The sequence below is a fragment of the Nocardia sp. CC227C genome, assembly GCF_030767025.1.
In the GTDB taxonomy this organism is placed as follows: domain Bacteria; phylum Actinomycetota; class Actinomycetes; order Mycobacteriales; family Mycobacteriaceae; genus Nocardia.
In genome coordinates, this window is the sequence record NZ_JASITE010000008.1 from 312,636 (window position 1) to 324,495 (window position 11,860).

Consider the following 11,860-nt stretch of genomic DNA (forward strand, 5'->3'; position numbering starts at 1 on the left):
CCAGATGTCGATCCCAATGAACCCGCGCAGCCTAACCCGCTACGTCCGGGCAAGCGCCGGTGCGGTCGCGGGCCGGGGGTCGGATGCGGTGCGGGGCAACGGGTTCGCCAGCAGCCAGCGGCGGAAGGATTCGTCGCTGAACTGGTAGTGGCCGCCGCCGGCGCGCAGCAGGCCGGCGCGGTGCGCCCAGTCGAGGAATTCCGCCGGGCGGGCGCTGAACTGCTCGCTGCCGAGCAGGACCAGACAGGCGCACCAGTAGCGCACCCGGCGGACGACGGCGCCGCCGCCGCCCACCACCAGCACCGCCACCACGGCCGTGAACAGCGCCAGGCGCGGCCCGGACCGGTGGGTCACGATCATGACGGTGAGGTAGCCGATCACCAGCAGCGCCGCGGCCGCGAGCAGCAGCACCCATCCGGTCCGGCCCCACCGGAACAGCCAGCGGTAGTCGGCGGCGGGTTCGAGGAAGCGGTTCTCCAGCACCGGGCCGAGGAAGGCCAGCAGGGCGGCGAGCAGCGCGGCGATCGGCCAGATTCCCGCCACCCCGGCCATGCCGTGGCCGACCAGCAGGATTACCCGATCGTGCAGCCACGGCGTGGGCGCGGCGTCGGCGATGGCGGCGGCCTGGGCCACCGTGACCGCCAGCCCGACCACGAAACCCGTTGCGGCGAACCGGGTGGCGCGCTCGACGAGGCGGGAGGTGCTGCCCGACCAGCCGCGCGCGGCCACCGCGGCCGCGGCGATGGCCGAGACGGCCAGGCCGATGGCGAGGGTGCGGGCCGATTCCATGGGCCGGTATTCCCACCAGGCGATATCGACCGCCAGCGCCACCACCAGTCCGGCGAACAAGGCCGTCGCGCCCACCCGGGCGGGCACGCTCGCCACGGGCGACCAGGACTGGCGGGTCCAGGTCGGCGCCGAACTCACCACCCCGCACAGCAGGGCGAGCGGGATCAGCAGCGGGTCGAGATCGAAAGCCGGTGCCGCGCAGGACCATCCGAACAGCCCGAACAACCCCTCCCCGGAGGAGGTGGGCAGGCAGGCGTAGCGCGTGGTCAGCATGCCGTAGGCGTAGCCGAGCAGGATGAAGCCGAGCACCGCGGCGAGCGTGGCGTGCAGCAGGCGCGACCGCCTGCCGACCAGCTCCCAGATGTCGTCGCGGCCGAAGACGGTGTCGATGCGGCCGGAGCGCGGCCGGGTGCCCAGATAGCGCGCGAGACCGTGCAGCCAGCGATGCACGTGCGCTTCGGGATAGGCGTCGCCGCCCGCGGTGCGCGCGGTGGCGTCGACCGCCGCGCCCAGCACCGCCGAGTGCAGCAGCGCGGACACCTCGGCCTCACTGCCCGCGCAGGCCAGCCGCACGATGTCGTCGGCGTCGGTGCGCCGCAGATAGCTCACGGCGAGCGTGAAACGCAGTGGGGTGCGCAGGGATCGGGCCAGCGGACCGTCCGGGCTCTCCACCAGCCGCCACACCACCGGCTTCCAGGTATCGCTGTCGTAGCTGGGATCGACCCGCATCTCGTTGAGCCGCTCCAGCACCGTCTGGGTGCCGATGGGCTGGAGTTCGATCACCGTCGCCGCGGTCAGCGCCGCACGGTCGGCACGCAGCCGCTGATAGACGTCGGCATCGCAGCCCAGCACCAACGGCCGGTCCGCCCATTCGTCGGCGTCGAGCTGCTCGATCGCGCGGCGCAGCCGAATCGGTTCGCGCCCCGGCACATCCATGGCGTCGGCGCGTTCCAGCATCGGCAGGATCGCACCGGTCTCCACCAGTCGCCGCACCACCATCGTGTGCAGTCCGTAGTCGCGGGCGATGCGCTCGGCGAGCCATCCGGTCAGGCTGCGCGTCAACGGGTTCCAGGTGCTGGCATCCACTCGCACCGGGATCGGACCGCGTTCCCCGGCGGGCAGGCCGTCGCGTGCGGCGTGCCGGGCGAGCAGCAGGCCGAGCAGGGTGACGGCCTTGCCCGCGCCGGGCTCGCCCAGAATCACCAGGCGATCGCCGGTGCGGTGCGGATAGTATTCGCCGATGCGCCGCACGGTGCGAATGGCCGGGTCCTCGTATTCGGCTTCAGGAGCCCAGCTTTCGAATCGAATTCGGTCATATTCGACACTTCGGTCGTATTCGGCACGCGACATCCAGAGCAGGGCCAGATTCTCCTGTTCCCGCTCCCGCACCGCTCGGGCCAGGTCCTCGGCCCTGCGAACCAACAAGGATCTACCCCCTAAGTCGGACAATCGCCCCTACTCTCGCCGCACTGCTGCGCGACAGCATGCCATATGTTCCACCGTCACAGCAGCAGGGTTGCGTTGTAAATCAACCCTTTTCGAATTGGTCAGGAATCCATTTTCTTCAGGACGCGCTGCACCGTGAGAAATGTGCGCGTGGTGATGTCCTTGCCGTACTGCCGTTCCAGCCACGTCATGAAGCCCGCGCCGTTCGGCGCGCTGTTGTCCACCACCCACAGCACCGCCCGCGCCGCCGGGTCGTAGCCGACGACCCGGACGGTCGCGTCGAGTTCATCGGGGGCGGACGGCGGCGGGGTGTCGGCGCGGAGGAAGGTGACGGTCAGGTAGGTCTCCCGGCAATGCGTCAATCCCTCGAAGGGATCGGCGTCGACCAGCGCCCGCAGCTCCTCGTAACCGCGGATGAGCGTGCCGCCGCCGATGCCGAGTTCACCGCGCAACGCCTCCTGGATGCGGGATTCCAGGGCCGGAACGTCGGTCTCCGCACCGCGGAAGACGATATTGCCGCTGGAGAGCACCGAGGCGACGCCCTCGAAACCGAGACCCTCGAACACTGCGCGCAACTTCTCATTGCGCATATTCGGGTTGCTCGGCATGATCCCGCGCAGGAAGGCGGCATAGCGTTTCATGCCGCCGAACCTACCGGGGCGAACCGACACTCAGGAGGCGGCGACGCCGTTCTTCTTGCGCTCGATATCGGCCAGCGCGGCCAGTTGCGCGGCGCGGGCCTCGGCGGCGGCGTCCCACGCCTCCTTGCGATTCCTGACCACCTTGGCGGGCGCGCCCACGGCAATGCTGAAGTCCGGGATATCGCCCTTGACCACGGCGTGCGCGCCCAGCACACAGCCGCGCCCCACCCGGGTCTCGCGCAGCACGGTGACCTTGGCGGCGATCCAGGTGTCGGGGCCGATGCGAACCGGGCTCTTCACGATGCCCTGATCCTTGATGGGCATGCCGATGTCGTCCATGCGATGGTCGAAGTCGCAGATGTAGCACCAGTCCGCGACCAGGGTGGATTCACCGATCTCGATATCCAGGTAGGTGTTGACGACATTGTCCTTGCCGAACACCACCTTGTCGCCGATGCGCAGGGAACCCTCGTGGCAGCGCAACGCGTTCCCGTCGCCGATGTGCACCCAGCGGCCGATCTCCATGCGACCCAGCTCCGGCGTCGCGTGAATTTCCACATTGCGGCCGAGGAACACCATTCCGCGCAACACGATGTGCGGATTGGCCAGTTTGAACTTGAACAGGCGGTAGTACCGCACCAGATACCAGGGCGTGTACGCGCGATGGGCGAGCACCCACTTGAGCGATGCCATGGTCAGAAAACGCGCCTGCTCCGGATCCCGGCGCCGCGACCCCCGCCAACGCGAGCGCAGCGGTGCGCCCCACATGCTCGTCACGAACTGCTCCTGTGTTTCCTGGCGCCGCCGTTCCGGCGGCGGCTGTCCGCGACCCGGCGCGGACAGCTGGATCGTTTAGACGAGGGTATCGGTCCCCGCCGACGGGCGCGAAAGTAGGCTGTGCTCCGGCTGCATCAGCCCCGACGAAGAACCCGGAGTTTCGGTACTGGCAGAAGGGACACCAGCAGGTGCGAAGCGGCAGGCGGCAGACCGGACGCAGTGAGCGGCGCATACGCCCCGACCGGACCCGGCATCGCGTCGTGCCCTGGCGCACGGCGGTGACGCTCGGGGCCACCGGGCTGCTCGCCCTCACCGCCTGCGGTACCGATGTCGACGACATCACCGCGGGGCCGGGCAAGGGCTGGCCGGTCGCCTTCCACGACGCCCGCAACAGCGGCACCACCCCGGTCACCGGATCACGCGCGCTGGCGCTGGACTGGACGCGCCCGGTGGGCGGACCCATCGCCGCACCCGTCACCGTGGGGCCCGAGGGACAGCTGTTCGTCACCACCCGCACCGACTCCCCCTGCACACTGTTCTCCTTCCAGATGGGCACCGGGCGCAAACGCTTCTGCAATCCCCTGGGCCCCAGCGCCATTCAGGCCGCGAGCGCGGTGGACAGCGGCACCAACATCTACGTCGGCGACGACGGCGGCATGAACTCCTTCAATGCGCTGGGCCAGCCGCGCTGGCGGACGCCGGTCGCGGGGGTGCCGGTGTCGGTGCAGTTCACCGGCGACAGCCACGTGCTGTCGGTGACCCAGTCCGGCCAGGTCGACGTGCTCAGCCGCCAGACCGGGGAGCGCGTGGTCTCCACCTATCAACTGCTGGGCGAACCCGATCCGCTGGAGAATCCGGGCCTGAACCGCCCACCGGACGGGCAGGGGCTCGAGGACTGCGCCACGGGCGGCCCCCGGTGCCCGGTGGCGAACGTCTCGGCCGTGGACCGGGAGACCGGACGCTTCTACGCGACCGTCTGGCGACCCGGCGAGGGCACCGCCGAACTGGTGGCCCTGACCTACGGCGACAAGGCGGTGCGCGAGGAGTGGCGGGCGGCCATGCTGACCGGCGGCAGCGCCACCAGCCCGGCGCTGTCCGCCGACGGCTCCACCGTCTACGTGGGCGACAACGCCGGTCGGCTGATCGCCGTCGACTCCGCCGACGGCCGCACCAGATGGTCGCGGGACGTGGGCTTCCCGCTCCGCGGTTCGGTCTCGGTCGCCGACGGCCTGCTGGTGCCCTCCGGCGACGACGGCCACCTCATGGCGGTGCGCGACAACGGCGACAGCTCCGAGATCGCCTGGGAGCGCAAGGATCTGGCGCTGCGCGGACGGCCGGTGCAGACCGCGGGCGGCACCGGCTACGCGGTGTCCACCCTCGGCGGGGCGCTGACCCTGATCACCTTCGACACCGAGACCGGCGCGACCGTCGACTCCGACGAGCTACCCGGGGCACGGGGCACCACGGAGAGCACCTCGGTGGGCGCGGAGGGCGAGGTCGTGGTGGCCTCCAGGATCGGCGAACTGTTCGTGTTCAAGCCGGAGGCGTAACCGTCTCCGCCGCCCGCCGCCGCACCTCACGGGCGGGCGGCCAGCAGGTCTGCGATGCGGGACGGGTGCGAGACGTGGGGGTTGTGCCCCGCGCCGTCGACCGTGGTGACGGGGTGCGCGGTCGCCACCGTCAACGGGTCGCCCGAACCGGTGATGATGTCGATCGGGACGCGCACGCGGGCGAGCTGTTCGGCTCGCACGGTGCGCCAGTGCGAGGTGCTGGCGGCGGCGAGGGCGGCGACGGTGCGGCGGGCCACCCCCGGGCGGTGCAGGTTGGCGGCGGCGCTGGCCACCGCCGGGCCGTCCGGAACGCCGAGCAACTCGGCCAGTTTCGGTGTCGGCAGCCGCTTCAGCGCGGGGGCGGTGAGGGGTGAGCCAGCCAGTACGGGTGCGCCCAGAGCCGCGGAGACCTCGGCCCAGGAATCACTGTCGAACGGAAGACCGTGCAGCAGCACGTATTCGGGATCGACGGCGGCACCGGTGCGCCACAGGCCGCTCCGGAAGCCGCCCGTGCGCGCGGGTACGGCACCGTGCCGGGTGGCGACGACGCCGTCGACCCAGTCCCGCAGCACGTCGCCCACGGGGCGGTGGTGGAGGCCGATCGACCGGGCCACCGCGTCGGCATCGGAGGTGTCGTAGCGGTCGCCCGCGATGAAGGCCAGCGATTCCGGATCGACCCCGGTGACCGCGCTGGGCAGTGCCCGCAGCACCGGCACCGGGATGCTGAACTTCGGGGCGGGTACGCGCACATGGTCGGCGAGCAGCCGCACCAGGTCGGGTAGATCCGGGGTGGCGGAGTCGAGAATGGTGTAGGCCCGACCGGCGGTCTCGGGCAGCTCGGGCAGTCGTGCCAGGAATCGCGCCACATAGTCGACCTCGACGACCGGGACGAAGGTATCGCGACGGCCGGGGAGCGCGGGCAACCGGCCACGCCACAGGTTGTCGGCGATGTCCGAGAGGCCGAAGTACTGGCCCGGGCCGAGCACAGAGGCCGGATTGGCGATGGTCAGTGCGATGCCGAGCTCGTCGGCGAGTTCGCGCAGCGCCGCATCCGCCTCCAGTTTCGACGCCTCGTACGCGCCACGGTGATAGTCGTTCTCCGATCCGTTGCCGACCGCGGCGCGATACCCGGTGATGTGCACCAGGCGGCGCAACTGCGGTCGGCGGCTCGCCCAGCGCGCCACGGCCAGCGCGGCGGTGACGTTCACCCGGCGCGCCTCGTCCGCGTCGAGGCCGAACTTCATGAGCGCGGCGGTGTTGTAGACATCGCGAATATCCCCGAACTCCTGTTCCAGGCCCAGGCCGGGACGGGTGATATCGGCGTGGGCGATCGTCAGGCCGGAGGTGTCGGCGTTCTGGGTGGCGAGCCAGGCGGTGAGGCGGTCGCGGCTGCCCGGCCGTACCGCCGCGACCACGGCGCGGCCCTCACGCAGCAGTTCGAGCACCAGGGAGCGGCCGATGAATCCGGCGGCGCCGAACACGATGGTGTCGGACATGATTCCTACTTTCAGTAGACCGATTTACATATTTCGTGATCCGAAGAAAGGCCGCCCGGACGGCGGCCTCGATTCAGACGAGTGACCGAATGGTGGCGGCGATGCCGAGCAGCGGCTGCCGGTCGCGGTGCGCCCGCGCGAGGATCAGCCCGCCCTCCAGCAGCGCCAGGGCGGCGGTGGCCAGCCGTTCGGGTTCCGGGTGCCCGTACTCGTCCAGGCGGCGGCGCAACCCCTCCTCCCAACGCCGGTAGACGGCCGAACATGCCTGCCGGACAGCATCATTGGAGGATGCGGCATCCAGGGCGACCCCGGCGACCGGACAGCCCTTGGTCCAATCCGACGACTCCAGGCGGTCGCCGAGCACGGTGACGAGCCGTGTCAGGTACTCGCGCGCATCGGCGGCCTCGGCCGTATCGATGATGGCCGCGATCTCCGCGCCCGCTTGTTCGAGCGATTCGGCGACGATCTGGTCCTTGCCGCCCGGGAAATGGAAGTAGAGCGATCCGCGCGGCGCGCCGCTGACCTCCAGGATCTGATTGAGACCGGTGCCGAAGTAGCCGCGCGACTCCATGAGCGAGCCGGTGGCCGCCAGCAGCCTGGACTTCGTCTCGGCACCCTTCTTTCCCATGCCGCCAACAATAGACCGATCTACATATTCATGCAATCGGGGCCGGGGTGTCGCACACGAAGACCGTCGGTGCGCGGCCGATCCGGGTGATGACCAGGGTGTGCGGCCGGGAGCCGCGCGGCCGCAACCGTCCTCGCAACGCATCGGGATCGATATCCACACCGCGCGTGAGGATTTCGAGCGGACCGCAGTCGCGGCGATGCAGTTCGGCGCGCAGCGGCTTCTCCCTGAAGCCCATCCGGTGCCGGACGTGGAAACCGCGCACGCCCTCGGGAACGGTATCGCCGGTCAGATAGGCGATGCGCGGATCGAGTTGCCACAGGCCGTGTTTCGCGGCGTAGTGGCGAACAAGACCCGCGCGCACCACCGCGCCGTCGGGATCGATGATCCACTCCCCCGGCTCCCGCTCGGGTATGTGGTCGGGTTCCGCGTCGGTGATGCTCCACCCGACGCCGCTCGCGGACAGCACGGTGGCCCGCCGGGTCACCCCGGCCTCCGCCAGCCCCGCCGACCACAGGCATGCCTCGCGCACCGCACCGTCGAGCGACACCACCTCGATTTCACCGGCCCAGTCGAGCCGGTCGAAATCCAGTCCGGGACCGCATTTCACGACCAGATCCCGCCCCGCGTAGGCCGCCAGCAGATCCGGTAGCGGCGGTTGCAGCTTGGCCGGATCATGGGTGCGCCGCCCATCGGCCCGGCGCGCCGGGTCGGCGATCACCACCTCGGCGGTGCTGCACGGTGCCAGCGCATCGGCCTTCGCCAACAACACATTCCGAGCCCCGCACGACTCCGGCATCCGCCCCGGTCCGGCGGATGCCGCCGCCGCGTCCTCGGACGGCGCACCGGCCACGGCGGTCGGCGTCGCGCCGCTCGGGCGCAGACCTTGCGAAAGCGCCTCCAGACGAACAGCATTCAGATTCTGTGCCGCCATATCGAGTCGCACAGCATCCAGGTCGCTGCCGACGACCGCGGGGCAGACGCGGGACAGCTCGACCAGCTCCGCGCCGATGGAGCAGGTGACATCGTGGACGGTGCGTCCGGCCAGGCGTCGCGCCCGGTGCCGGGCCACGGCCGTCGGGGTCGCCTGCTGGAGGGCGTCGTCGGTGCACAGCCAGCGCGCGGCACCGTCGAGTTTGGCGGCCGCGCGGCGGCGCAGGCGCACCGTTTCCACGAGCGCCGCGGCGCGGTCACCGAACTCCCGTCGCAGCCGCTCCAGGTCGCGCAGCAGGGTCGCGGCGGTCAGCGGCAGCCGGTCGGCCTCGGCGAGCGCGGCCGCACCGGCCGCGCTGCCGAGATAGGCGACATCGTCGCGGGTGAAGGCGTAGCCCACCGGCTACTTGGAGCCGCCGGGCTTCACGCCGGTGATCATGACGTTGTAGAAGAACTGTCGCGGCACCACGTGGCGCAGCACCCTCTCGTCCAGCTTGGACAACCCCAGCCACGCCTTGTACTGCGCCATGCGGTAGCGCCAGGTCAGCTTCTCGGCGGGCACGGCGGCCTCGAAGGTGCGCACCGGCCAGCCCCACAGCGCGGCGGCGAACTCCTCGGTCTTGGCCTGTACGTCCACCGCGCCCGCGCGGCGGGCGATGCCCTCCAGATCGGTGGGATCGAAGGTGTGCAGATCGACCACGGCCTCCAGGGCGGCCGCGCGCGAGGACTCGTCCAGTTCCTCCTGCGGACGCCGCCAGTCCCGCAGGAACGGCAGCTTGGTGACCTCGGTGGTGAGCTTCCAGGTGACCTGGCCCAGCTTGCGGGCGTAGAGGTTGCCGATGGTGGTCGGCTCACCCGCGAAGACGAAACGACCGCCCGGCTTCAGCACCCGCAGGCACTCCTTCAGCGCCAGCTCCACATCCGGAATGTGATGCAGCACGGCGTGGCCGACCACCAGGTCGAAGGTGTCGTCCTCGTACGGGATGGTCTCGGCGTCGGCGACCCGGCCGTCCACATCCAGGCCGAGGTTGCGGCCGTTGCGCGTCGCGACCTTCACCATGCCGGGCGACAGGTCGGTGACCGAGCCGGCCTTCGCGATCCCGGACTGCATCAGGTTCAGCAGGAAGAAGCCGGTGCCGCAGCCGAGCTCGAGCGCCCGGTCGTACGGCAGGGGGGCATCCGGGACCACGGCGTCGAATCGGCCGCGCGCGTACTCGATGCAGCGCTCGTCGTAGGAGATGGACCACTTGTCGTCGTACGTCTCGGCTTCCCAGTCGTGATACAGCACCTGGGCGAGCTTGTTGTCGGTCAGCGCGGCCTGGACCTCGGCCTCGGTGGCGTGCGGGTTCGGCGCTGGATCGTCAGGACGAGCAGTCATGCAGGGCAGCCTAATGAATCACCAGGCGAGCCCGCTGATCGGCCCGGTCATCCGCCCACGAATCGGGCCGCGTCCGGACCGGCCGCCAAATAGGAACTCGTTCCTATCCGCCGATCTTCGGTGTCGAACAGCTCCGCCCATTCCGCGCGGGCGCGATCGTGGCCGTGCGTGCCCGCCTCGAAGACCCGCTTGGCGGCCGCGAGGGCCTTGGCCGGACCCGTGCTGAACCGCCGTGCCCAGCCGACGGCGGCCTCGAACACATCGTCGGGGGCGACGACCTCGTCGACGAGGCCGAGCGAGGCAGCCTCCTCCGGATCGACGAAACGGCCGGTGTAGACCAGATCCTTGGCCGCCGCCGGGCCGATGAGCAGGCTCAGCCGCCGGATCCCCGCCAGCGGGATCAACCCCGCCTTGATCTGCGGCAGGCCGAGCTTCACATTGTCGCCGATGATCCGCCGATCCGCGCCCAGCGCCAATTCCAGCCCAGCTCCCAGCGCGTACCCGCTGATGGCGGCCACCGTCGGCTGCGGCAGCCGCGCCAGCGCGCCCAGCGCCCGCTGGAAGTCCGCGGCCATGGCGGCCGCCTGTGCGGCGGAGAGCCCGGCCAGTTCGGTCAGCTCGTCCCCCGCCGAGAACACCCGCTCATCGCCGTAGAGCACCACGGCCCGCACACTCTCGTCCGTCGCGAGCCCGTCCGCGGCGCTCGCCACCTCCAGCGCGACCTGGAGATCGATCAGATTCATGGGCGGACGTGCGATTCGGATGACGGCGATCCCCTCCGCCACACCCCGGTCCACGGTTACGAATTCGGCCACAGCGGGCCAGCGTACTGCCGCGCGACACCGTGCTCCATGCCGGATGCGGCGGTGCGGGTACTCCACGAACACCACCCGGGCCGAGCCGTCCCGCGCGGAGACGCGGCGAGCCACGCCGCGCCGAGCCTCCCCGAGCCGTCCCGAGACGCGCCGCTCCGAGACGCGCCAAGCCCGAGCCACGCCACGCCGAGACGCCTGAGCCACTCCGAGCCGTCCCGAGACGCGCCGAGCCGCCCCGGGCCGCCCGCCCGGCCGCCGAGCACCGGGCGGTGGTCAGTCGGCCCAGCGGGGGTCCTGCTCGCGCAGCACCGGGTCGGTAATGCCGCCCCAGCAGGTCAGGGCGGGGGCGTCCCAGCCCGCCAATTCCGCGCCGCGGCCGTAGACGAACTGGTAGAACTCCAGGGCCGCGCCCACCGGGTCGGCGGTGGCGCGGGCCTCGTCGTAGGCGTAGTAGGCGGCGTGGGCCGAACCCGAGGGCACCCAGCGGGCCTTGGCCGGGCGCGGTTCGGCGTCGGTCAGCCCGTCGGGTTCGGGGGCGACGTAGGAGTAGAAGGTCGGTTCGGGGACCTTGTCGTCGCCGAACCAGAATCCGGCGCTGATCACCTCGCGCGAATACGCCTCGCGGGTCACCGGATCCACGCTCGCGGGCATCTCGATCTGCCGGGGCGCGAAGCGCTGCACCGCGATGTCGAAGGTGTGCCAGAAGACCTGCACCGGGCTGATCTTTCCGGAGAAGGCGGCGCTGAACTCCTCCAGGATCCGGCCGACCTGGCTGTACACCAGGAAGGCGTGCCGCGCCCGCTCCGGGTCGTAGTCGGCGTGCTCGGTGTCCTCGTCGAAGGGGCGGCCGTGATCGGGCAGGTCGAAGGGGGTCGGATTGGGCAGTGCGCAGTCGATGTCGGCGGCGCGCAGGGCCGCCATCACCTCGGTGTAGAAGCTCGCCACCGACCGCCCCGCCAGCGGCACCGCAGCGCGCCGACCGTGATCGGTCTCGATGCGCAGTTCGTGATCGAAGAAGTCGAAGGCGCAGGTGAAGACCGGTCCGGTGCGGGCCGAACCGAGCGGAACCGTGGTCCAACCGCGCGCGGTGGGCCGGAATGTCATATGCCACCAATGGTTTCGGCGAATCCCGCGCTCCAGCGCCACCTTGCCGACGATCTGGAGGTAGCGGTGCAGCGTCTCCTTGGTGGGCCGCCAGGATGCGAGTGGAATCGCGGGCAGCGGGTCGGTCATGGCCATCGGTACGCACCTCTCGTCGGGCGTTCGCCGGATATGCACGAAATCAGCAAGCTCAGGGTAACCCCGGGCACCGCGGCCTCCGGACGCTCGGCCGATCACGACGCCCTCGGCCTACGCCGCCGGGGTTTGCGTGGTCGCGCCCGGGACCGCTGAGACGCACCGCCCTCG

The 11,860-nt window shown here is 70.8% G+C and carries 10 protein-coding genes; 1 reads left to right on the top strand and 9 read right to left on the bottom strand.

The window, feature by feature from the left end; all coding sequences use genetic code 11:
- Positions 1-39: 39 nt before the first annotated feature.
- From QMO76_RS18935 to QMO76_RS18945, 3 genes are all read right to left on the bottom strand, one after another.
- Positions 40-2,214, bottom strand: coding sequence for a hypothetical protein (locus QMO76_RS18935; protein WP_306362643.1), 2,175 nt, complete (start codon positions 2,212-2,214; stop codon positions 40-42).
- 122 nt (positions 2,215-2,336) lie between these two features.
- A complete protein-coding gene (locus QMO76_RS18940) occupies positions 2,337-2,876 on the bottom strand; it encodes a DUF1697 domain-containing protein (protein WP_306362644.1) in 540 nt (179 codons plus the stop codon).
- Positions 2,877-2,906: 30 nt separating this feature from the next.
- Positions 2,907-3,644, bottom strand: coding sequence for an acyltransferase (locus QMO76_RS18945; protein WP_306362696.1), 738 nt, complete (start codon positions 3,642-3,644; stop codon positions 2,907-2,909).
- Positions 3,645-3,913: 269 nt separating this feature from the next.
- Here QMO76_RS18945 and QMO76_RS18950 point away from each other — a divergent pair, with 269 nt between their 5' ends.
- A complete protein-coding gene (locus QMO76_RS18950; RefSeq protein ID WP_306362645.1) occupies positions 3,914-5,203 on the top strand; it encodes a PQQ-binding-like beta-propeller repeat protein in 1,290 nt (429 codons plus the stop codon).
- 26 nt (positions 5,204-5,229) lie between these two features.
- On the opposite strand, the gene QMO76_RS18955 is transcribed toward QMO76_RS18950, so the two are convergent.
- From QMO76_RS18955 to QMO76_RS18980, 6 genes are all read right to left on the bottom strand, one after another.
- Positions 5,230-6,699: an SDR family oxidoreductase gene (locus QMO76_RS18955; protein WP_306362646.1), complete on the bottom strand. Its 1,470-nt coding sequence runs from the start codon at positions 6,697-6,699 to the stop codon at positions 5,230-5,232.
- Positions 6,700-6,772: 73 nt separating this feature from the next.
- Positions 6,773-7,327: a TetR/AcrR family transcriptional regulator gene (locus QMO76_RS18960; RefSeq protein ID WP_306362647.1), complete on the bottom strand. Its 555-nt coding sequence runs from the start codon at positions 7,325-7,327 to the stop codon at positions 6,773-6,775.
- 28 nt (positions 7,328-7,355) lie between these two features.
- The gene (locus QMO76_RS18965; RefSeq protein WP_306362648.1) at positions 7,356-8,660 is read right to left on the bottom strand and encodes a class I SAM-dependent methyltransferase; all 1,305 of its coding nucleotides are present in this window, start codon (positions 8,658-8,660) and stop codon (positions 7,356-7,358) included.
- A 3-nt stretch (positions 8,661-8,663) separates the two neighbouring features.
- Entirely contained in the window at positions 8,664-9,638 is a 975-nt protein-coding gene (locus QMO76_RS18970; RefSeq protein WP_306362649.1) for a class I SAM-dependent methyltransferase, read from the bottom strand.
- Between the two features lie 47 nt (positions 9,639-9,685).
- Entirely contained in the window at positions 9,686-10,453 is a 768-nt protein-coding gene (locus QMO76_RS18975; RefSeq protein ID WP_306362650.1) for an enoyl-CoA hydratase-related protein, read from the bottom strand.
- 273 nt (positions 10,454-10,726) lie between these two features.
- Positions 10,727-11,692, bottom strand: a complete 966-nt coding sequence (locus QMO76_RS18980; RefSeq protein WP_306362651.1) for a DUF5996 family protein — start codon at positions 11,690-11,692, stop codon at positions 10,727-10,729.
- Positions 11,693-11,860 lie beyond the last annotated feature (168 nt).

Excerpts from the sequence above, each read along its gene's own strand:
- QMO76_RS18940 (WP_306362644.1), bottom strand. The coding sequence starts at position 2,876 with ATGAAACGCTATGCCGCCTTCCTGCGCGGGATCATGCCGAGCAACCCG.
- QMO76_RS18945 (WP_306362696.1), bottom strand. The coding sequence starts at position 3,644 with ATGTGGGGCGCACCGCTGCGCTCGCGTTGGCGGGGGTCGCGGCGCCGG.
- QMO76_RS18955 (WP_306362646.1), bottom strand. The coding sequence starts at position 6,699 with ATGTCCGACACCATCGTGTTCGGCGCCGCCGGATTCATCGGCCGCTCC.
- QMO76_RS18960 (WP_306362647.1), bottom strand. The coding sequence starts at position 7,327 with ATGGGAAAGAAGGGTGCCGAGACGAAGTCCAGGCTGCTGGCGGCCACC.
- QMO76_RS18970 (WP_306362649.1), bottom strand. The coding sequence starts at position 9,638 with ATGACTGCTCGTCCTGACGATCCAGCGCCGAACCCGCACGCCACCGAG.
- QMO76_RS18980 (WP_306362651.1), bottom strand. The coding sequence starts at position 11,692 with ATGGCCATGACCGACCCGCTGCCCGCGATTCCACTCGCATCCTGGCGG.